At 38.8% G+C, this 22,921-nt stretch carries 19 protein-coding genes; 4 read left to right on the top strand and 15 right to left on the bottom strand.

The window, feature by feature from the left end:
* Window positions 1-591 precede the first annotated feature (591 nt).
* Window positions 592-2,238 (top strand): response regulator, encoded by a 1,647-nt coding sequence (locus AAEY62_RS17005; RefSeq protein WP_350635465.1) that lies wholly within the window; start codon window positions 592-594, stop codon window positions 2,236-2,238.
* A 4-nt stretch (window positions 2,239-2,242) separates the two neighbouring features.
* Here the strand turns inward: AAEY62_RS17005 and msrB are convergent, their stop codons facing one another.
* The 10 genes from msrB to AAEY62_RS16955 all read right to left on the bottom strand — a co-directional run bounded on the left by msrB (window position 2,243) and on the right by AAEY62_RS16955 (window position 14,136).
* Window positions 2,243-2,683: a peptide-methionine (R)-S-oxide reductase MsrB gene (gene msrB, locus AAEY62_RS17000; protein ID WP_007584021.1), complete on the bottom strand. Its 441-nt coding sequence runs from the start codon at window positions 2,681-2,683 to the stop codon at window positions 2,243-2,245.
* 147 nt (window positions 2,684-2,830) lie between these two features.
* On the bottom strand, window positions 2,831-3,271 hold the full coding sequence (locus AAEY62_RS16995; protein WP_024591594.1) for a hypothetical protein: 441 nt from the start codon (window positions 3,269-3,271) through the stop codon (window positions 2,831-2,833).
* A 2-nt stretch (window positions 3,272-3,273) separates the two neighbouring features.
* Entirely contained in the window at window positions 3,274-3,792 is a 519-nt protein-coding gene (locus tag AAEY62_RS16990; protein WP_350635463.1) for a DUF2919 domain-containing protein, read from the bottom strand.
* A 10-nt stretch (window positions 3,793-3,802) separates the two neighbouring features.
* Window positions 3,803-5,821, bottom strand: a complete 2,019-nt coding sequence (gene ligA / locus AAEY62_RS16985; RefSeq protein ID WP_350635461.1) for an NAD-dependent DNA ligase LigA — start codon at window positions 5,819-5,821, stop codon at window positions 3,803-3,805.
* An 80-nt stretch (window positions 5,822-5,901) separates the two neighbouring features.
* The gene (zipA, locus tag AAEY62_RS16980; protein ID WP_007584012.1) at window positions 5,902-6,669 is read right to left on the bottom strand and encodes a cell division protein ZipA; all 768 of its coding nucleotides are present in this window, start codon (window positions 6,667-6,669) and stop codon (window positions 5,902-5,904) included.
* Window positions 6,670-6,742: 73 nt separating this feature from the next.
* Window positions 6,743-10,144 carry a chromosome segregation SMC family protein gene (locus tag AAEY62_RS16975; RefSeq protein ID WP_101164112.1) on the bottom strand — a complete coding sequence of 1,134 codons (3,402 nt, stop codon included), beginning with the start codon at window positions 10,142-10,144 and terminating at the stop codon, window positions 6,743-6,745.
* A 68-nt stretch (window positions 10,145-10,212) separates the two neighbouring features.
* Window positions 10,213-10,944, bottom strand: a complete 732-nt coding sequence (locus AAEY62_RS16970; RefSeq protein WP_350635459.1) for an RNA methyltransferase — start codon at window positions 10,942-10,944, stop codon at window positions 10,213-10,215.
* Between the two features lie 75 nt (window positions 10,945-11,019).
* On the bottom strand, window positions 11,020-13,056 hold the full coding sequence (locus AAEY62_RS16965; RefSeq protein ID WP_165726832.1) for an FUSC family protein: 2,037 nt from the start codon (window positions 13,054-13,056) through the stop codon (window positions 11,020-11,022).
* A gap of 10 nt (window positions 13,057-13,066) precedes the next feature.
* Window positions 13,067-13,927: an efflux RND transporter periplasmic adaptor subunit gene (locus tag AAEY62_RS16960; RefSeq protein WP_024591600.1), complete on the bottom strand. Its 861-nt coding sequence runs from the start codon at window positions 13,925-13,927 to the stop codon at window positions 13,067-13,069.
* Window positions 13,928-13,932: 5 nt separating this feature from the next.
* A complete protein-coding gene (locus AAEY62_RS16955) occupies window positions 13,933-14,136 on the bottom strand; it encodes a DUF1656 domain-containing protein (RefSeq protein WP_008171772.1) in 204 nt (67 codons plus the stop codon).
* 394 nt (window positions 14,137-14,530) lie between these two features.
* On the opposite strand from AAEY62_RS16955, the gene AAEY62_RS16950 reads away from it, so the two are divergent.
* From AAEY62_RS16950 to AAEY62_RS16940, 3 genes are read left to right on the top strand one after another with little or no spacing between them, the layout of a single operon-like run.
* Window positions 14,531-15,640 (top strand): YjgN family protein, encoded by a 1,110-nt coding sequence (locus tag AAEY62_RS16950; RefSeq protein ID WP_350635457.1) that lies wholly within the window; start codon window positions 14,531-14,533, stop codon window positions 15,638-15,640.
* Between the two features lie 9 nt (window positions 15,641-15,649).
* Entirely contained in the window at window positions 15,650-16,672 is a 1,023-nt protein-coding gene (locus tag AAEY62_RS16945; protein ID WP_350635455.1) for a M48 family metallopeptidase, read from the top strand.
* On the top strand, window positions 16,659-17,057 hold the full coding sequence (locus tag AAEY62_RS16940; RefSeq protein WP_010555377.1) for a DoxX-like family protein: 399 nt from the start codon (window positions 16,659-16,661) through the stop codon (window positions 17,055-17,057). Before AAEY62_RS16945 ends, AAEY62_RS16940 begins: the two co-directional genes overlap by 14 nt.
* 54 nt (window positions 17,058-17,111) lie before the next feature.
* Here the strand turns inward: AAEY62_RS16940 and speB are convergent, their stop codons facing one another.
* From speB to AAEY62_RS16915, 5 genes are all read right to left on the bottom strand, one after another.
* On the bottom strand, window positions 17,112-18,035 hold the full coding sequence (speB, locus tag AAEY62_RS16935) for an agmatinase (RefSeq protein ID WP_101216158.1): 924 nt from the start codon (window positions 18,033-18,035) through the stop codon (window positions 17,112-17,114).
* 3 nt (window positions 18,036-18,038) lie between these two features.
* Window positions 18,039-19,952: a biosynthetic arginine decarboxylase gene (gene speA / locus AAEY62_RS16930; protein WP_101216157.1), complete on the bottom strand. Its 1,914-nt coding sequence runs from the start codon at window positions 19,950-19,952 to the stop codon at window positions 18,039-18,041.
* Window positions 19,953-20,628: 676 nt separating this feature from the next.
* A complete protein-coding gene (locus tag AAEY62_RS16925; protein WP_007378102.1) occupies window positions 20,629-20,961 on the bottom strand; it encodes a YnfA family protein in 333 nt (110 codons plus the stop codon).
* Between the two features lie 77 nt (window positions 20,962-21,038).
* Window positions 21,039-21,908, bottom strand: a complete 870-nt coding sequence (locus AAEY62_RS16920) for an MYG1 family protein (RefSeq protein ID WP_350635452.1) — start codon at window positions 21,906-21,908, stop codon at window positions 21,039-21,041.
* A 233-nt stretch (window positions 21,909-22,141) separates the two neighbouring features.
* On the bottom strand, window positions 22,142-22,603 hold the full coding sequence (locus tag AAEY62_RS16915) for a GNAT family N-acetyltransferase (protein ID WP_024591605.1): 462 nt from the start codon (window positions 22,601-22,603) through the stop codon (window positions 22,142-22,144).
* Between the last annotated feature and the right edge of the window lie 318 nt (window positions 22,604-22,921).

Below are 22,921 nucleotides of genomic sequence, written 5' to 3'. Positions count from 1 at the left end.
TAGCTCAGTTGGGAGAGCATCGCCCTTACAAGGCGAGGGTCACTGGTTCAAGTCCAGTATCACCCACCACATATAAATACCATCAGACAACCTCTCTAGTAATAACTCTTTCTTCGCATATTAAATACATTTAAGAACTTTATAAAAACTCAATATATAAATCGTATGTAATTAACTTAGCCGTAAGAAAAAGAGCATCGCCACCCTTTACAAATAATGGCGAGGGTCACTAGTATCAAGCCAAGTAATCACCCACCACATATAAATACCATCAGGCAACTCTTTAAATGACAACTTCTCTAGTAATAACTCTTTTCCCATATTAAATACATTTAACTACTCTTTTTACCTTAAATACATTTCATATTTTTATTAAAATCTAAATTTCTATATCAAAGCACTCATCAAATTAGAGTTATCCATTTTACTTATTTAGTTTTTAATTATGTTATTCGGCTCAGTACTTTCGTAGTTAGATAAACGTATTAGGCAAAGTTAAGTACCTAATAAATACAGCTATCATTTAAATTCCCTTGTAAGCAGTTAAACTGTTGATTATAGTCTGTGTTAAATACAATTACGCTTAAGCCAATGCCAACTAAGATCTATTCAAAAGCCAAAATACTTATAGTAGAGGAGCAGCCACTTGCTCAAAGCTATATGAAACAATCGTTAGAAAGGCTTGGCTTTCGGCAGTTGCGCTTTGCTGATCATGCAAATTCTGCAAAAGAGCAGTGTTTAAGTGAAGAATTTGATCTAATCGTTTGCTCATTCAACTTAAATAAACACCAAGATGGCTACCAGCTTTATGAAGAGCTACGTGTAAAGCAACTCATAAAAAGCTCGACTGGCTTTATTTTTATCTCAGCAGAAACAAGTGGCTCACTCGTTCATAGTGTTCTTGAGCTGCAGCCTGATGACTTTTTAGTTAAACCTTTTACAGTACAAGAGCTTAAAATACGCATTGAACGAATCTTAAAGCGTAAACATGACTTACAAACAGTGTATTCATTAATTGATGATGGTAACGATTCAAAAGCTATTAAGTTTATTGATACTTCTCTAGATAAAAAAAATAATAATTACAGCCCTATCCTACTTCGTTTAAAAGGTGATGCCTTACTTCGCTTAAAGCGTGCTCAAGATGCGAAAGACTTTTTTAAGTCTGTTCTCGACATTCAAAAATTTGCTTGGGCAAAAGTAGGCTTAGTAGAAGCACTTATAGCGAATAACGAACATATTTTGGCGCAGCGAATGCTCAAAACAATGTTAGAGCGCCAAGAGACTCGTTTAGTAGCCCTTGATTTGTTGGGCAGGTTAGAAATAAAGCTAAATCAGTTTGAGCTAGCGCAAAGCTTTTTAAGTCAAGCTGCAGAAATTGCACCGCGAAATATCACACGCCAAAAATCGCTAAGTAATGTGTCGCTAATTAATCACGACTACGAAAAAAGCTATTTAACTCAAAAAGATATAGCCACCTTTGCAAAACACTCAATACACGACCACCCCGATGTATATTTGAATGCAGCACGTGCAGGTATCGACTTTGCGCTAACGACTGATCAAACCGATCAAATTCAACGAATTTCTAGGCAAACCAATCAGTACATTAATGATTTAAAAAAACAGTTTCCTAATAATACAAATCAAGCTCAAATTGATGTACTTAATGCACGACTCCATTACTTAAAAGACGAGCATCAAAAAGCGAAAAAGCTAATTGAACAACTTGATGATGACGATACTCATATCCGATCGGTTGATGGCGCACTTGATAAAGCAAAAGCATTTCATGAACTGGGGTTTCATCAAAAGGCGCAAACCTTATTCACACAAATAATTAGCCACTGTGAAAGACATCCCGCAGTTAGCGATACAACTTACTTGCGTTATATTCAGCAGCAACAAAGTGAGCGACGCGATATTAAAATGGGTCCAAAAGAGCTTAATAACCATGCCGTTAGTCAATTTAATAAAGGCCAATTAAATACTGCGTTGGAAGCTTTTACACAGGCGTTTAGAGTCATGCCTCGTAATCAAAGTATCGCACTTAATTTATTACAGTGCCTATTTGATTCAACTAAGCAATCTGGCAGCTCATTTAATATGGATCTTGCTAGAAGGTGCTACGCCCTTCTTGATAAAACTAAATTACAAGCAGATCAGACGCAGCGTTTAGATAAGATTTTGCACATAGCAAAAGAAATGAATTTAGATATTCAAAGCGCTAGTAAATAAAACATTAGAGCTTTTTCATTGATGCGGCATTAACGCAATAACGTAAACCCGTTGGTAATGGACCATCTGGAAAAATATGGCCTAAGTGCGAATCGCACACGTTACAAACCACCTCTATGCGCTCCATACCATGACTTGTATCGCTTACATAGCCAATCGCTTCAATTGTCGCAGGTTGCGTAAATGACGGCCAACCAGTACCACTATCAAACTTCTCATCAGCATCAAACAATAGATTATCACAGCAAATACACACATACTTGCCAGGTTCGAGTAATGTACAACTACCCGAACTACCTGGGCGCTCTGTTCCCTTTTTACGTGTTACGTAATATTCATCTTCTGATAGTTGCATCCGCCACTGCTCGTCAGTTTTGACTACTTTTTTACTTGGGGTAGGATTGCCATTGGTGGCAAAGTTAATAACATCATTCCACTTCAACATAATAGCCTCATTGAATAGTTGATTAGCTATACTTTATAAAGTCATAAAAAGTACGGCTAATTATTACGTTATTTAATACACTAAAGATCAGCTAAGGAGTGTTGACCGTTTAAGACTAAAACTCGTTCAATCTTAAAGGTAATTTTCTTAGCTAAAGGTAATATTTTGTTTTTCTGAGTCGGTAAGTATTCGTTTAATAAAACTATCTAGCTCTGCTTTTTTTACAGGTAAACTAACACTCATTTGGCGCTCGTTATTACTGTAAATTATTAGCCCATCATCCTTTGTCGTTATACGTTCAATACTCTCAATAACTAACCAATCTGGACCGTGCTTTTTATCAAAAAATCCCATCAAACTAAAAAGTAATAAGTGTTGGGCGTCTCGCTGAATAAAATCCTCTAACCTGTTTCTTGATTTAAATAAAGGCGTTAACCGATAAACGCTTGAGCAAAAAACAAATACCCATAACCCAAATAACGCTTTAAACCACATAAACTCTAAAAGCTCAGTGCTAATCATTAAAATAATAAGCACAAAGCCTATTATCGATATAGCTATCGCTATTTTTCTATTTACGGCGTCCACAACTAATCCCTTTTAAGTCGCTTTTTTTCTTCTGATGCCTTTTCTGTCGGCTCAGGCCAATCATTAAAGAAAACAGTTAAATAGCGGCTTTTCACCAAATACCATAATACCCATAAAACAATCATCATTTGTACTGCTAAAAATGATGAAAATCGATAATGGCTATGCGCTGCTTGAACACTTAACCATGTTAAATCAACAACTGCACATAAAATAAGAGGCCAGCGCATATGTCGCCATATTCTTGCTAACCTGTTGCTTGCACTGTGTGAATCTCGTGGTCTGCGAAAACAAAATAAAATAGTCGGTATTATTGCAATACTTCCAATTGTTATTGCGATAAAAAAATCATTTTTATTTTTAAAAAATAATGACATTAAATCTAGTTCAGGCCTGCGGCTTAAAGCCGCAATAACCCAAATAAAATAACTGCGTAATAGCACAAGCACACTTAAATGAAATGCAATAGGCGTACGGTAACTTCCGTACTTATCCCAGTATTCTGGCCCATATCGGCTCATTGTCATTTTCCTAACCGTTATACTTTATAAGCAACTCAATTAATTCATCTTCAGTTAGTATGTCTATGCCTAGGTCTTGTGCCTTTGTTAGTTTTGAACCTGCTTTTTCACCCGCCACTAACGCATCTGTTTTAGCCGATACGCTACCAGACACCTTGGCACCAAGTTGTTGTAATCGTGCTTTTGCATCATTGCGATTAAGTGTATTAAGTGTACCTGTAAGTACATATGTAAGCCCAGCGAGCGGCTGTTCTTCCTCAGAAGGTGCGCTCAACGCTGGCCAGTTTACACCTTGATCTATCAGCGCATTAACAACTGCTAAATTATGTTCTTCATCAAAAAAGCCACGAACATGAGCAGCTACTATTTCGCCTACATCACTTACTTGCGTTAAACTATCAATGCTGGCATTTATTACATTTTCAAGGGTTAGAAAGTGATTAGCTAAATTTTGTGCTGTCGCCTCCCCGGCTTCTCGAATACCTAATGAATATAAAAACTTAGCAAGCGTAGTGCCTTTAGCCTCTTCAAGTGCTGTTACTAAGTTTTTAGCTGACTTAGGTCCCATACGTTCAAGTGACTCAAAATGCCCCTGTTTTAAAATAAACAAATCAGCAGGCGTTTTTATAAGTTCTCTATCGACTAACTGATCAACAATCTTATCGCCAAGACCATCTATATCCAGCGCTTTGCGCGAAGCAAAGTGCTTAATAGCTTGCTTACGCTGTGCAGGACATACAAGTCCACCCGTACAACGGGCTACAGCTTCGCCTTCAACCTTTTCAACATGAGAATCACAGATTGGGCAAGTCGTCGGGAATTCAATATCTCTGGCATCATCAGGTCTGCGTTCAAGTACAACTTGTGTTATTTGTGGGATTACATCACCTGCACGGCGAATAATAACCGTATCCCCCACTTTTACACCTAAACGTGCAACTTCATCACTGTTATGCAGTGTTGCATTTGATACGGTAACGCCACCCACAAAAACAGGCTTCAAACGTGCAACAGGTGTAATGGCGCCAGTACGACCGACTTGAAAATCAACATCAAGTAGTTGGGTTATTTCCTCTTGTGCCGGAAATTTATACGCAATAGCCCAACGAGGTGCGCGAGCTACAAAGCCTAAGCGCTCTTGTAAGGCTTTTTCATTTATTTTAATTACTACGCCATCAATTTCGTATTTAAGTGAGCTACGGCGCGTTAAAATATCGCTGTAGTACTCAAGCGCGGCTTTTGGACCTTCAACTAATTTTGTTTCTGGGCACAGAGGTAAACCCCAATCAGTCAACTTTTCTAATTGCTGATAATGATCCTGGGGAATATTGCCATCGGCAACAAGCCCAGTGCTATATGCGTAAAACATGAGTGGGCGCTTAGCGGTAATTTTAGAGTCGAGTTGTCGTAAGCTACCGGCTGCTGCATTACGTGGGTTAACAAATACTTTATCGCCACGCTTTTCTGCTTCAGTATTTAGTTTGTCAAAACCTGCGCTATCCATAAATACTTCGCCGCGCACTTCAAGCTCTTTCGGATAATCGCCACGTAACTTAAGCGGTACATTACGAATTGTTTTTACATTTTGAGTAATGTTTTCACCGGTAAAACCATCACCTCGAGTCGCTGCTTGTACAAGCACACCATCACGATAAATAATTGATACAGCTAAACCATCAAGTTTTGGCTCACAACAAAAAGTAAGCTCATCAGTACTCATTAAACGCTCTTTTATACGGCGATTAAACGCAGTGAATTCTTCTTCACTAAAGGCGTTATCAAGTGAGAGCATGGGTACTTGGTGCGCTACTTGTTCAAATTTACTAAGTGCTGCACCGCCTACTTTTTGTGTAGGTGAGTCGGCGGTTAAAAATTCAGGATGCTCGGTTTCAAGTGCGCTTAGTTCGCGTAATAACCTATCGTATTCAGAATCAGGAATACTGGGGGTGTCGAGCACATAATAATTATAGTTGTGTTGCTCTAATGTAGTACGAAGATGATTAACTTGCTCACTAATGCTGCTAGACATTTAAACCTCAATAAACATAAAAAAAGCCACTTTGACGATTCACCGTCCAGTGGCTTATAAAAATATAATGTATGCGTTATTTACGCTGAAAAAGAACGAACCTGCTCAACATATTGTCTTACGCGATCTACTGTCATTTCATTTCGCTCAGCATCTAAAATTTGTGCACCAAATTCATCCGCTAACTTTTTAGCTGCGCTGTGCAACATATTAAATGCAGCTAGACCATCGCCGTCGCACGGTAACGTCATAAATAAGCTTACCCCAGCGGTACTAAACTGTTCCATATTATCAATATCAAACGTACCTGGGTTGTACATATTTACTAATCTAAATAAAACAGGGCCTTGACCAGCCGGATCTAAGTGGCGATTAAAAAAGCCTTCCTCAGAATATTTAAAACCTAAAGTGTTAACTGCTGGCAATAATTTACTGCCCTGCATACTAAGCTCTTCTGGCATTTGAATATGTACAATAACAAAGTCAGACATTTGGGCAGGTGCTTCTTCAGCGCTTTGCTCTTTTGCTTCTAGGTCATCAACTATTTCTAGGTCATCTTCAATCGGCACTTCTGGCACGCTTGTATCTATTTGCGGCTCATTTGCATCAAAGTTAAGCTCGCCAAACTGTGGCTCATCACGTTCGTTTTGCATTGGCTCTTTTGGCTCAGCCTCAGTTCGAAACGGTTTAGATGAAGCTGATGCGCTTTCTTGTAATGGCTCAACCCGCTCGTTATCAGATACTTCTGGGCGGTCTTTTTTTCTCACAGACCACAATCCATGTATTAATAAACCACCAATGACAACTACACTGATAATGATTAAAACCCATCTTAATTGTTCGGCCATCCCCTCACCTTTTATTATTTGATATGCCTAAAACCTGTATATTAATTAAAAATAATACACTTGTTATAAAAATTTATGCATGTGCAAGTTGCACAGCCTGCTCTATATCTACAGCAACCATACGCGATACGCCAGGTTCTGCCATAGTAACACCGGTTAATCTACCAGCCATTTCCATCGCAATTTTATTATGACTAATATAAATAAACTGCACTGATTGTGACATTTCTTCAACCAAACGGCAAAAACGCACAACGTTGGCATCATCCAATGGTGCATCTACTTCGTCCAGCATACAGAAAGGAGCTGGATTGAGCCTGAATATAGAAAACACTAATGATAATGCGGTCAGCGCTTTTTCTCCACCACTTAACAAATGAATTGTTGAATTTTTCTTACCCGGTGGTCGTGCCATTATACTAACACCACTTTCGAGTAAATCGTCACTGGTTAATTCTAAATACGCACTACCACCACCAAAAACTTTAGGAAATAGCTCTGCAAAGTCTTCGTTAACTTGATCGAACGTCGCTTTAAAGCGTGTTTTGGTCTCACTATCAATTTTACGAATTGCACCTTCAAGGGTACTTAACGCTTTTGTTAAATCATCTAATTGATTATCAAGATAATCACTACGAGCTTTAGCTAAATCAAACTCTTCTATTGCCGCTAAGTTTACTGCACCTAATTTATCTAACTGATTAGTAAATCCGGTTAACTGATTTTGCGCTGCACTTAAATTCAATGAATCAGGTAATTCATCAAGTATTGCTTTTAAGCTTTGCTTTAGCTCTTCTAATGGTTCGAGCGCAACTTGCGCTTTTATTAGTAAGCTTTGCTCTTCAATTGTTAGCTTTTGATGCTGCTCTTGCAAGCCCACCAGCTCACCTTGTGAGTTTTTAAGACTTGCTTGCTTGCTATTTAAACTTTCTTTAGCGTGAGCTAATTCTTTTTGTAGCATTACCAGGGCCTGCTCACCTTTTTGATGCTGTACTAAAAACTGCGTTATTTTATCGCTAAGCTCTTGCTCTGGTATAAGCAGTTCTTCTATTTCATTGAGTAATTCTTGTGCACCTTCAGATGCACTAACGTGCTCTTGCTCTGCATGGCTCAATTTGGTTTGGCTTAACTGCCATTCACTGCGTGCCTTTTGCTCTGAGAGCGTTGCCTTATGCGCTTGCGTTTTATATTGCTCAAGCATGCTTAATGCTTCGCTATAACTTTTATCACTTTGTGAGCGCAGGCTATTTGCAGCGTCTAACTCATCCGTTAAGTTGAGTTGCTGCTCATTTAACACTTCAAATTGCTCTGTTTGCTCATCAAGCACGGTATTTAATTGCAAAAGCTGGGTGGTTAATTGCTGTTTTTGTTGCTGTAGCTTTTCTAGTTGCAGCTTAAAGTGCGCTACTTGCTGTTTAAGCATATCGCTGCGTGTACCGGCTACTGCTATATTTTGCGCAAGCTCATGTATGGCTTCTTTTAGCTCGCTTTGCTCGTTAATTAACTTTATTTGATCAGCTGTATGTTCATCACGAGTGTGTGTTACTTGTTTTAGCTCATCCTCGGCATTGGTTAACTGCTGAGCTTTATCCTGCAACTGCTTATGTTTTAAAAGCAATGAGTTTTCGGCATTTCGATCGGCACTTACATGCCAGTTACGACCATATAAAGCACCGTTTTTATCCATAACGGCTGTATAATAAGCATCTTTTAAGAGCGTTAGATCACCGCTCTCGCTATAAGCAATGCGCGTTAAATGATCTGGGTACACGCCGCTTGTTATGAATGCCGCTAAGCTATTTTCAGCAATGTGCTTACCACTAATTGGCCACACACTATTATCAGCTTGCTGCTCACTTACATTTAAGTGCTCTAGCGATTTAAGTGCTTGCTCTATTAAGGGCTCAAAGCCTTCTTTAACACTTAGCTGATTAAACAAACCATTAGTACTTTCACTTTCTTCATCAAGCCCTAATGTACTTTTAAGCCCCGTTATACTGGCTTTTAACTCATTTATTGTTTGAGTAAGCGTCGAATATTGCTTTTGTGAGTTATTAACACGCTCATTTTGCACTTCAAGCTTAGCACTGCACTGCGTGTGCGCTGTTTGTTTAGCGGCAAGTTCTTGGGTTAATGTTTGTGTTTGCTGTGTTTGCTGCGTTAATTGTTGTTCTACATCGCTACTTTGTAAGTCAGTAAGCTGCGCATTTAACTGATCAATTTGCTCGTTAACGTGGCTTATTTGCTGCTGAGTTTGTTTAATGTGACTGCTATGCAGTTGCGCATTATTATTAAGTTGCTGCTGTTGCTCACACAAAGTTTGCCAGTGTGTATTGTGGCGCTGCTTCAGTGCTAATAATTCCTCAAGCTCATGCGTTAACTTCCTTACTTGCTCTTCGCACATTAACGCGTTTTCACTTGCCTCTTGCAGGGTTTCATTTAGTTGCTCGCACACAATTTGCTGCTGCGTTTTAACTTCAGTGCTATGGGTTTGGCGTTGCTGTAATTTAATTAAATTTTGTTTAAGCGTTTGAGTTTGTTGCTTTACATTTATTTGCTGTTGCTCAGCGCGGGTAAGCTCGGTGTGTATTACATGTTGCTGATGTTGTGCATCGCTTAGTTTATCTTGCTGAGCTTGTACTTGCCCTTCTAAGCTTGCAAGTACATCGTCATGCCCTGAGTTAGCAGTTTTAAAAAACGAAATTTGATCGTTCAGCTTTTTAATTAGAGTACTTTTTTCAAGTTGTTGCTGATGTAACTTTTGCCATTTTAAAACCGCAATTTGCCCTTTTAACGTTCGCTCTTGCGCTTTTAACTCGCGGTATTTTTTTGCATCAACCGACTGCACAGCCAATTTATCTAACTGGCTTTGCAGCTCTTTACGCACATCTAACAAACGCTCAAGGTTTTCGCGGGTGCTTTTAATGCGTGTTTGTGTTTCGCGGCGGCGCTCTTTGTATTTAGAAACACCAGCAGCTTCTTCTAAAAATACGCGTAATTCTTGTGGTTTACTTTCTATTAAGCGCGAGATCATCCCTTGCTCAATAATTGCGTAACTACGCGGACCAAGACCTGTACCTAAAAATATATCGGTAATATCACGCTTACGGCATTTACTGCCATTTAAAAAGTACAGCGATAGCCCGTCGCGCGTTACTAAGCGTTTAATGGCAATTTGGTTTCTGTCGGCAAATGTGTTTGAAGGACTACCTTTATCGTTATCAAAAACAAGCTCTACAGAAGCTTGTGATATGGCTTTACGATTAGTTGATCCATTAAAAATAACGTCGGTCATGGCATCGCCACGCAGGTTTTTAGCAGAGCTTTCACCTAGCACCCATCGTACTGCATCAATAACGTTAGATTTGCCACAGCCATTAGGGCCTACAACACACGTCATTTGATCAGGAAATGGAATTTTAGTGGGCTCTACAAACGATTTAAAGCCCGCTAATTTAATAGTGCTTAAGCGCATCTTATTGTTATTACCAATTTATTATTGTTATTTGTCATAAACAATTTAACCCATAATTTACTAATAGATTAAGCTTGTCGTTTAAAGTTATCTAAAATAATACCGGTCGCCATTGCAACATTAAGTGACTCTGCACCACCAAAAGCGGGAATGGTTATTTTATTGGTCACTAACTTTGCACATGTCTCGCGTATACCATGCGACTCACTGCCCATTAGCAAAACGCCTGAGCCCGTAAATTGGGTTTTATGTACACTTTGTCCATCTAAAAAAGCACCGTAAACAGGTAAATTTAAAGACTGTAAGTAATCAGGTAAATCTACTTGGCTTACCGATACCCTTACAAACGAGCCCATTGTGGCGCTAATTGTTTTAGGGTTGTAAGCGTCTGCGCTGTCGGTGCTAGTTACTATATGTTTAATACCGTACCAATCGGCTACTCTAATTATAGTGCCTAAATTACCAGGGTCTGATACGCCATCAAGCGCGAGTATTAAGCCATTTGCTTGTGGTAAATCCGCCTTTGGCATATCAACAATAGCAATGGCTGCATTATTGCTAACTAATGTGCTCGCTTTAGTGAGGGTTTCTTCATCCGCTTCAATAAAATTAGCGTGCTGATACTCACTTTGGTACGCATTTATAAATTCGTTTGTAGCAAAAATATTAACCGCATTTAATGGGCTGTTTAATAACTCAAGTACGTTTTTTTCACCTTGTACAAGGTATTGATTATATTGCTTTCGGTACTTTTTTTGGCCAAGTTGGCGAATAAGTTTGAGTTGGTTTTTTGAAATCATAACAGCCCCATAAAATTGTCCATCAAGTATAACAGATTTCGTTATAACATCTGAACTCGAAAGCAGCGAATGGGGTTAATTTATCTTGCTGGCACTTCTTTCAAAGGTCAGATTAATGCGAATAAACATCCCTTTTATCGCTTCTAATTGATTTGAATCACCAACAGATGCGGCTAATTCGTTATAAAGATTATCAGACGCTTGCTTAAAGTTTTCATCAAACTTACCTTTGGTAGCCAGCATAAATGCATCAGCCAACGTGCGTTGCCACTCATTTAAGTATTTTAGCTTTGTGTCACCAGCAAGGTTTTCGCAAATTGAGTTTAATCGCACTGAGGCATGTCCTAAGTTTAAGCCGGTTAGGGCAAGGTCAGTAATGGCGCGTGAGTGTGAGCCCTGATCGTAATTAGTTAAGCGGATTAACCTATCTGCCATGCGGCGGTTGTACCAAATACTCGGAGTTTGATGGGTATTTATTTCGAGTAAATCTTTATAGGTAGCCTTAAAAACACGATGAACAAGTAACTGAACACTTGGTCCTGTAAATAACTGAAAAATCCAAAATAAAATACTCACGCCAGCAAAAATAGCGATTGCAGAGCTGAGTGTATAATCAATTGAAAATGCTAGGCTCATATCCATGCTGGGTCTAACCAAAATAGTAAATGGAATACAAAACCCTAAGCCGTATGGCAGCGTTTGTTGATCAGCGAGTAACAGCAAACCCAAAAAATACGGACCAGCTAATACAAGCAATAATATTTCTAATTGCCCTCCACTTTGCGACAGTAAATTTAACGCATAAAAAATAGTTACAAAAGTGGCAACAATTATACCAGCCAATAAACGTTTAATTACAACCTGTAAAATAGCCAAGGGTATTCGCGCCAGCATTATCGAAAATATGACCGGTAAAATCATAATTAATAATGCAGCTGAAGAACCAGTATTAATCCAAATAAATGCACCGATAGAAAACACCAAAGCAGTTCTAAATCCAACAATAATGCCAGCTAATGGGTCACGATATGTAAGCATACTGGGTGCATTTAATAATGTTTTATCGCGTTGTTCTAAAGCTCTGTATGCGCGTAGTAAAATTGTTAAGTCGGCTGCCACTTCTAAACTCACATTGAGCATGTGAGATTCAAATGGCGAATCACACACCGTATTTGCTCTATAGTCGGTTAGCTCTTTACGCAGCGTTTTAACTTGTTCGGCGCAGTAATCAAAATCGTCAGATTCTTTAATTTGCGCGAATACGTGTTTAAGTTTACTTATTAATTTGTCTAATGTGGGAGTAATAAGGTCAGCGTGGTTTCGTTGCAGACGACCAATTATTTGAATTGAAGCCAGTAAAGAAAGCACTTTTTGCGACAATTGATTTGCAGCACGTGAGCGCCCTGGACCTTTTGGTCCTTCGTACCTTACTGCGCTGGAGTCTTCGTTTATAGATCCTAATGTTGCCATAATGCCATCAATTTGCTGATGGCGATTTTCGTGCGAGCCTTTAGAATCAAGCTCAGTTACTAAATAATCTAACGTTTGGTTTATAACCGACCGCGCTTGTACTTGCAGTAAGTGTTTAACTTTTACAGGCCAAAACAAATGGCTCACAAGCCCTGCACATATTGAGCCTATTACTATTTCACTCACGCGCGCTTGTGCAATATCAAATATGCTTTGACTGCTTACCATTGCCGGAGTAACCATCACTAAAAGCACTATAATAGCGGCTGTTACACCTGCCATAGCAAACGCATAAACAAAGTTTGCTTGGCGTACCATTGCCGATAACGCAGAGTTTACCCCCAACCATAATGCAAGTGCACCGAGCGCTAAATAAGGGTAAAGAATTAGCTGAGTTAAAAGCAATATGCCAAATAAACCACCCACTATGGTGCCTATTATTTGGCAAATTGCTTTTTCAATAACTAATCCGCTTTGCGGGCGTAATTGCAAAAATATAGCCGAGACTAACGCCCAATAAGGTCTTTCAAGATTAAGCCACATAGCAATAGTAAGCGCCATTACCATGGCTATAACGCCCTTAGTCGCAAAAATAATTGCCTGTTTTTTAGGAAAAAACAAATTTTGTAATACAACGCCCACTGTCTTCCCCTTAACGTGTAGCGAGATGTATTGTGGCGGTCATTCCTGCGCTTAACAGTGTATCTTCGGGCAATGAATCTAACTTAATATCAACAGGAATACGTTGTGATAAGCGCACCCAATTAAATGTTTGTTGCACTTGCGGTAAAAGTTGTCCGTTACTTTGTGTATTCGTATTTGCAATTGCTTTACCTACACTCACTACATGCCCTGTTAATTGCTTACCACCACTTAAAAGCGCTATTTTAGCTTTTTGATCAGGATAAATAAGCGGTATTTTACTCTCTTCAAAGTAACCTGTTACGTAAAACGAATCTAACCGCACAATAGCAAACACAGGGGTGCCTTGAGCTACATAGTTACCTTGGCGTAAATTCAGATTAATTATTTGCCCCGATGCAGGTGCAACAATTTTAGTTCTATCAACATTTAATTGCGCAATTGTTTGCTCTGTTTTAGCTAGGTTATAATTTGCCTCAGCAATTTTAGTATTGATACGTGTTGATTCTAGCGTTTCTTCACTTATTGCCTGTTGAGTGTTTAGCTCAACACGTCTTTCGTATTTATGTTTAGCAAGCTCCCATGTATATAGCGTATTTTCTGTATTGGCTTTACTTTTATCAAGCGCTGCTTGGTAACGCTTTTGATCGACATTAAAAAGTACTTCGCCTTTTTGTACGTTTTGACCATCTTTAATGTTTAAAGCAGTCACCCAACCCGATACGTCTGGAGCAACTGTAACTATGTCTGCTCGAATGCGACCATCGCGCGTCCAAGGAGTATGCATGTAGTCAGTCCATACCCAACGCCCAGCAAAAACCGCAGCTATAACAACCAAGATAGTAAAAGTAATACGCAGATATTTAATCATTCAATTTATCTTCCACTTAGTAAATAGACGGCCAGTGCCAAGTAACAAACAAATAGTGACACTTCAAACCAAGCCACTTTCCAAATACGGTCATGCCAATCTAGTCGATGCAAAGCAAAACGAGTCAGCGCTGTTAAAATAAACGCAATTGGGAAATAAACAATCAGCGGGCTAAATTCTAATCCCCCTAGCACGACTGCTTGAAACATAATAAATATCCTAATGTTATTTAAAGCGGTGATAAAAGCTGTAAAACCTAAATAAATTTACATCCCTACTACTCTTACAATCTATTATTTTGGCATATAAATCAATTAGCTTAATTGTACGTAGGTGTGCTTAATACATAATTAATGCCATTACATTTAAGCAGCATTAACTATGTATAGTAGCTAAATCGCATATTAAAAAGCTAAAGATCCCAGTTACCAGCCAAATAAATAAAACCAGCGAGGTTTATTTATAAAAAAGTATTAGAGTATTTAACTCAATACTTAAAACGCCTATTTATAGCTGTTTACAGAAGGGTTGGATAATTATAAACATTGAATTTTGCACTAAAAATGGGTAAATTAACAAAAAAACAACATGGATATAATTTTAATGGAATCAATACACCCTACCCCATCTGAAACAACCCCACCAATAAATGAGCCTGCTGAACCAATTTTTAGCGGAAAAGTGCAGTTTAGTGGTAAAGGCGGTGAGTTTTTTGGAATTTGGATTGTAAATATATTACTTAGCGTTATTACGCTTGGCATATACTCAGCGTGGGCTAAAGTACGTTCGCATCGCTATTTTTACGGCCACACCCGCATAGATGGTCATAGTTTTGACTACCTAGCAACGCCAATACAAATTTTAAAAGGTCGGATTTTAGCGGTTGTTGTATTTTTTATTTATACATTCTCTATTAGCTTTATGCCTATTTTAGGCCTGTTTATTGCTCTTGGTTTTATCTTTTTAATGCCATGGATTATTAACCAAGGTTTACGTTTTAATCTGCGTATGACCCGCCATCGTAATGTTCGCTTTGCTTTTAAAGGCAGTTATGGCGAAGCCTTTGTTAACTTTATACTTTTGCCTATCGCCAGCATATTTACGCTTTATTTATTAATGCCTTACGTTATAAAACGTATTGATAGCTATATACATAGCAATATTAGTTACGGTGACAAACCGCTTACTGTAAATCTAAAAGGCGAAACCTATTACCTAACAGCGCTTATTTGCTTTGTAGTGAGCTCTATCACCATGGTGGTATTTATGGGGATTTTAGGATTATTTGGCCTCAACTTAGTAGATATTGAAAACCAACAAAATTTAGAAAACTCTGCAGCTATGGTTATGCTTCCTATCTTTATGATGATTGCCTATGTGCTAATGATTGCCATTGTTTCTGCTGTATGGCACGCCGCTATTAGAAATCACATTTTTGATAACAGCCATTTTGAAGGCATTGTTACATTTAAATCAGAGCTAAAACCAATTCCTTTCGCTGTTTTACTATTAACTAATATGCTGGCTATTGTATTTTCTCTAGGTCTTGCATACCCATGGACAAAAGTACGCACATCAAAAATGCTCGCTGATGTAACTAACGTCACTATTTATCCTGGTGCATTAAACCTAATTGATACCGCGCAAGAACAGCAATCATCATTTGCTGAAGAAGCTGCAAACGTATTTGATATTGACCTTTCTCTAACTTAAGAGCTCACTATGCATGTAAAGGGACATTTTTTCCCCATCGCATCGAGTAACTATCAAGTGTGTGTTGCAACTATTAGCGACACACACATTGAAGTTATCAACGATGAACACGTTATAGCTCGCCACGCAATCTCAAGTCTAAAATTAAGTTCGGGGATGGCAGGACTTGCCGACGAACTAAACTTTGAAGATGGCAGTCGTTTTATTCCTCAAGATGTAAGTTACAGATGGCCATTTAAAGAAAATAACCATCACATAATGGAGCGCCTTGAAAAAAGTAAATGGGCAATTTTAGCCGCAGTCATATTTACACCACTTTTTATGTGGTTAGTACTTTATAAAGCGGTACCTGCCATTGCTGTTTACAGTGTTGATACTCTGCCACGTAATGTTGTGGAACAAATGGGGGAGCAAAGCTTTACACTTATTAAAAAGATTGCGCTTGACCCAAGTGAGCTGCCCGCAGAGCAGCAAACTAAAGTACAAGCACATTTTACAAGTATGCTTAATGCGTTATCGCTTGATCAATCGGTTTATAGATTATCGTTTTATAAATCAGACAGCTTTGGTGCTAACGCGTTTGCACTACCCCATGGCCGTATCGTGGTTACAGATGATTTAGCAAATTTACTTGCCGATAAACCCAATGCACTAAAAGCGGTATTGCTACACGAAATGGGCCATGTAGTCCACCAGCATAGCGTACGTATTACAGCACAATCTGCCGCAAGTACGATTGTGCTAGCGGTTGTATTTGGTGATTTAGAAGGGGTTGCTGAGGTTGCGTTAGGTACGGGTGCATCGTTTGCTCAGCAAGGGTTTTCACGAGATATGGAACGCGAGGCAGATACCTTTGCACTCACTCAATTAGAGTCGCTTGGGTATTCGAGTAATGACTTTGCTGATGCAATAGAAGCCCTACAAGAAAGCCATACCAGCGAAAACGAACACCTCGAAAAAGTAAATGACTTTTTAGAGTACTTATCTAGCCACCCAAGTGCACAAGAGCGTATTGACAATGCTAGGAAATAATCGCGGTTATATTCAACTTGCTCGCTACATAGTGAGTTTAAGTTGGATATATCATGGCTTTTTTCCAAAGCTTTATCATATTGCACCACTTGAAAAATTAATGACTGGCAGTGCTGGTTTTTCAGCAGAAGTGTCTGACTTAATTACACGTTCGGCGGGTGTTGGCGAAATTATATTTGGATTGTGTTTATTTGTGTTTTATAAAAATAAACACCTAGTAATTTTAAATATTTTAGCATTAATTGGCCTTCTACTCGCTGTAGTTGCAATGCAGCCACAATTACTTATTGAAGCATTTAACCCTGTTACTACTAACCTGCCTCTTATTGGGCTAAGCGTTATTTGGTTAAAGGAAATTAAGCTGCAGAATAATCGATACCTCTAACTAAAAAAGGGTATGCCTGCGCATACCCTTTTTTGTAGTATTTAATTTGTAAAATTAATACTTATTTTTATGTGTCCACAAATGCAGTAATTCGCTAGCAATTGTTGCTGCGGCAATAGCGGTAAGCTCACTTTGGTCATACGACGGTGATACTTCTACCACATCCATACCTACCATGTTTATGCCTTTTAGCGCACGCAGTACTTTAAGTACTTTATCTGACGTTAAACCACCGCACACAGGAGTGCCTGTACCAGGCGCAAACGCAGGGTCTAAACAATCTATATCAAATGTTAAGTAAACAGGTAGGTCACCTACTCGTTTAAGTATTTGCGCTGCAATATCATTTGCATGTAAATCGTTAGCTTGCATTGCATCAATCACAGCAAACTCATGTTTGCTTTGATCAAAATCGGTACGAATACCTATTTGTATACTGTGCTCAACATCAATTAGCCCTTCCATTGGCGCATGATAAAACATAGTGCCGTGATCAAATCGCGAGCCGTTGCTATAGGTATCGGTGTGCGCATCAAAGTGCACTAACGCCATTTTGCCATGTATTTTTGCATGAGCACGTAATAGCGGAAGCGTCACAAAGTGATCGCCCCCTAAACCTAATAGCGTTTTACCTTGACGAAGTATTTGCTCAGCAGCCATTTCTAGTTGCGCAGTAAAATACTCAGGATCGCCAACAGGGTAAGTAAAGTCCCCTGCGTCTGCCACTTTTAAGCGCTCAAACAACGGGAACGTCCACGGGTACTTAGTGTCTTCCCATGCTAAATGAACAGACGCACGACGAATCGCATCAGGGCCTAAACGTGCACCAGGGCGACCCGATGTCGCTAAATCAAACGGTAAGCCTAAAACGACTACGTCTGCATCAATTACATTAATGTTTTGCACCATAGGACGACGTAAAAACGTCATCCCATTTGAGTACAATGAGTGATCTGCGTGACCAAACAAAGTCGACATTGCTTATAACTCTTCTAAATAAGTGTAGCCATCAAGGCCGCTTTGCAACTCGTCTAAAACGCTTTGCTGTTCGTGTTTTTCAATTTTTGCGCTTACCAACTGCTCATATGATTTCTGAAAACTTTCAACATCTAAATGTACATATCGCATCATATCAGCAACAGTGTCACCTTGGTTTATCTCGGTAATGCTTGCAACGCCTTGCTCATCCATATTAACAATCGCGCTGTGCGTATCGCCAAACAGGTTATGCATATCACCTAAAATTTCTTGATAAGCACCCACCAAGAAAAAGCCCATTAAATAAGGTTTATCAGCGCTAAACTCTGGTACAGGTAGTGTGCTTTCAATACCTTGTCCGTCTACGTAATGCTCAAGTGCACCGTCTGAATCACAGGTTATATCAAGTAATACAGCACGTTTTTTTGGTGCTTCAGTTAAGCCACTTAATGGCAATACCGGAAACACTTGATCAATGCCCCATGCATCTGGAAGCGATTGAAATAACGAGAAGTTTACAAAAAATTTATCGGCTAAACGTACGTTTAACTCGTCAATAATAGGACGATGAAAACGGTTTTTATTATCCATGTGCTTGTTAAGTTCATAACAAATACGAATATTAATTTGTTCAGCCCACGCACGCTGCGATAAGTCTAATAAACCTAATGCAAACTGGTTATGCGCTTCAGCTAAGTCGCCTTGGCTGTCGTGATAAATTTCAATTAATGCACGGTCATCCGTTAAATCAGTTAACTGCACAAACGATGCCCACATATTTTTTAATAAAAGGGGTGCATCTGCCGCTGGCGCTACTAACTCTTCTGGCGTGTAACTTTCAGTACCAATAACATTGGAAATAAGCACAGCATGATGCGCCGTAAGCGCACGACCCGACTCAGAAATAATAGTTGGCATTGGTTGCTCATATTGCTTACATGTATCACCTATGGTGTACACAATGTTATTTGCATATTCAGCTAAGCTGTAATTCATAGAGTTATGCGACTGGCTACGTGTGCCGTCGTAATCAACAGCCAAACCGCCACCTACATCAAGGCAATCAATTTCTGCGCCTAATTTACGTAGCTCACAGTAAAAACGCGCAGCTTCGCTTACACCTAAACGTACGTCACGAATGTTCGCCATTTGTGAGCCTAAGTGAAAATGTACTAGCTGAAGTAAATCAAGCTGGTTTGCGTCTTTTAAACGATTAACTACATGCAAAACTTGCGATGCAGATAAACCAAATTTTGATTTTTCGCCGCCACTCGCTTGCCATTTACCTTTACCTTGCGACGCTAAACGTACACGAATACCAATGCGTGGTTTTACGTTAAGCTCTTTTGCTTGGCTAAGCACCATGTCTAGCTCAGAAAGCTTTTCAAGTACGATATACACTTTATGACCTAGCTTTTCGCCAATAAGTGCTAAACGTACGTATTCTTTATCTTTGTAGCCATTACATACAATAACGGCGCTGGTTTTTTCAGCCAATGCTAATACTGTAAGTAGTTCAGGCTTGCTGCCTGCTTCTAAACCAAGTTGCTTTTTTTCTACTTGTGCTTGGCTTGCTACTATTTCCTCAACCACTTCACGTTGTTGGTTTACTTTTATTGGGTAAACTAATAGGTAGTCTTTAGGGTAACCATAGTTTTCAATCGCAGTATTAAATGCGCCGCATAAGCTGTGTACACGATGGTGTAAAATTTGCGGAAAACGAACTAAAGCAGGTAAGCTTAAACCTTTATCTTGTAGTTGCTTTGCGATATCTGTTAATGCAATGGTTTGCTCTGGGGCATGAGCCTTGGGTGCAACATACACATCACCTTGATCATTAATACCAAAAAAACCTTGGCTCCAATGACGAACATTGTAGCTCGTACGAGCTTGTTCTAGTGATGTTGTTTCTTTCATTTATCTTTCTCTTTTATTTAATTAATTAGTGCCAACTCGGCTAGTGCCGCGCATTAAAAGAAAAATAGAGATCTAAGTCCAACAAGTATTTTTACTCGTAACGAGTGATTTCTAATATTAACAAAACAACCAATCACGCATTGCCCTCCAGCGTATATAAAATAGGACTTTGATGATTATTAAAGATAAGAAAAGCTGTAAAAAATGGCTGTTTTTAAATGACTCTTTATAAATTTTATTAGCAAAAATGAGTTACCCTATTCAATAAAACTAATCTGGAGTTACTTTGGTAATAGAATCTGCTTTTGAAGAATTAGAACCGAGTGTTCTACACGCTTCATATTACTCATAGTTTAGCCAACGTGTTGTGTTTAAGTAATACCTATGCATTTTTAAAATTGAATATAATCTGCACTTCTAAAACGCTCAGCATAACATCCACCAGCTTCAATAGTTGCTTAGCGCATATGTAGCGTTAGGTATTGCCTGTCGTATTGAAGTTGTTATATTTTATTGGCAGTTTGAAAATAATCGAGATAGGACTTTAAATAGCACTAGGGTGTGTTTATCTTTGGAGGTAGAAATTGCAGCTGTGCATTTGGTTTTTAGCCAAGACAGGGCCTATATGTGTTTTCCCCTATAAATAGGCGCTTTTTATTTATTGAGTATGAGCCAGCTATGCACTTTTTGGTGCGAACATAATTATAGCCATACCTAGCAGTGCAACTAAACCACCAATAATATCCCACATAGTAAGCTTTACGCCATCAACAACCCATAACCATAATAGCGCAACACAAATATATACGCCGCCATAAGCTGCATACACGCGCCCTGCTGCAGTAGGATGTAAAGATAGCAACCATGCAAATAGTGCCAAACTTAAAGCCGCAGGAATTAAAAGTAAAATGCTTTTATCTTGCTTAAGCCAAAGGTAAGGCAAATAACAACCCACTATTTCTGCTAAGGCTGTAATAGTAAAAAGTGCGATTGTTTTTAGTTCAAACATAATGCTCCACGCTAAGATAACAAGCATAACAATCTATATAAATTGTTATGCTTAGTATTCGTTATGAATCTGCGTTGTTATTCGCTAAGCGCCATGGTGGCAAGTTTCATTGTGCTTTCAAACGACTTGGTACCCGCTATAAATAAACCATTGTGACAGAATACAGCGTCGTCAATACCGGTTTCATCTACAAATGCTTGATCAGATAAACCAGACCATGCTTTAGGAAGCGGTTTTCTGTCTTCAAACGAACCAGGCTCAACGGGTACTGTTTGTAATATCCATTGCCCAGAATGCGATGGGTAAACCATGTATAGCGCATCACTTGATAAAATATGCACTGTTTTTTTCCACGGTGTGTATTTTTCAAGCACGATAACTCTGGCGTCTTCTGCATTTTCAATTGCTTTAGCAACAATTTCTTTTGCATTTACACTTCCGTGAGCTGAGGCGATAAAACGAATAAGCATGCGAGCTGCAAATTCAACAGCTTCATCAAAACAGGTATCAAAATTACTTTCTTCTTCCCATGTAGGATTAAACATTGAGATTGTTTGGCTCAGGCTTATCCCTTTTGATACACCTTCAACATGACCACAATCAATGGCGTCAATGGTTGAAACTAAGCCTGAATCCACTCTGTCGGCTACCGCTTGATTATCATCACACAGTGCTAAACCATATTTTTTCCACACTAAACCAAACGACGAGAAAGGAATACCATTTTCTCGCTCGCCTGCACCACCGCGTTGATGATGATCAAAGCGATTAGTTTCAGGATCGTATTCGCCACCTACATCAATTACAAAGTCGGCGCTCTCTATAAGCGCTTTATCGCGAGTACGTACCAGTTTAAACGTTGGCAAAACATGTTTAAGTACCGCAATACTAAAAACGTCATCTGCATGAAAATTACCATTGTGGGTTACTACTGTTATTTCGCTCATTTGTTTATTGCTACTTTTAGAAAAGATAAAAATTCTCGCTTTGTAAGTTAGTCACTAATTATCGAGGCAGATTTTATACGAAGACAGGTGTTAAAAACAGTGAAGTATTTTTTGCATCACTATAAAAGCTGCTTTTATAGTTAATAGTTTGAGTATGACTTTTATTACAAGGTAATAATGAGGCCAGATATTTACGACACATTAAGCTTTAACATGTCGTAGCGTTAATAAGCTTATTGGCTAAGCCCTAACTCCATAAATACACTTTGTGGATTATCTACATATGAGCCAAAACTGCTACAGCGTTTAAAGCCTAAATTTTCATATAAATTGATTGATTTTATTTGCTTTGGACCTGTTTCTAAACGTATTAACGGGATTTTCTTTTCGCCAGCTTGATGTAATAAAATCTGCATAATACGTCTTGATAGCCCTTTACCACGATGACTTGGTTTTACATATAAACGTCTTATTTCGCCATAAGGCTGAGTATCAAATTTCTCTACAATCGCACCACAAGCGATAATACCTTCTTCAGTTTTTAAACCAATAGCATACACATTAGGTAAGGTTAATTCGTTTAACTCCAAAGACTGCGCTGTAGCAACAGGGTATAAAGAATTTATAAGTCGGTCTATATCGTCAAATACATTTACTACATCGGGATCATTAGGGTTCAAATCGACTAACTGCATAAAGCTTCCATTCATTGTTATAAGTTTATTAAGCTTTAAATAATATATTCAAGCGAGCATAGCTTAGCATTGTTTAACCAAAAAATCTTTAGTCCTTATTTAGCATATAGTTTGGGGAATTTTAGGAGCTAGAAAAAGTAAAAGTGACCTAGCATATGGGAAGTCTCTGTTAGGTTATTCCCAATTATTAAACATTGGCCTTTAAGTAATTAAGCTCTGAGAGCATTTCCGTACCAAATTTGCTTAATTAAGTGATCTATTTTGAGATAAGAAAACCGTGTCGATAACAAGGCAGAATTTTTTAACACAGTTACCGCC

This window comes from Pseudoalteromonas sp. GW168-MNA-CIBAN-0100 (genome assembly GCF_040309225.1).
Taxonomy (GTDB): Bacteria; Pseudomonadota; Gammaproteobacteria; order Enterobacterales; family Alteromonadaceae; genus Pseudoalteromonas; species Pseudoalteromonas arctica.
The sequence above is the reverse complement of the archived record's forward strand: the minus strand, read 5'-3'. Positions and strand labels throughout refer to the sequence as shown.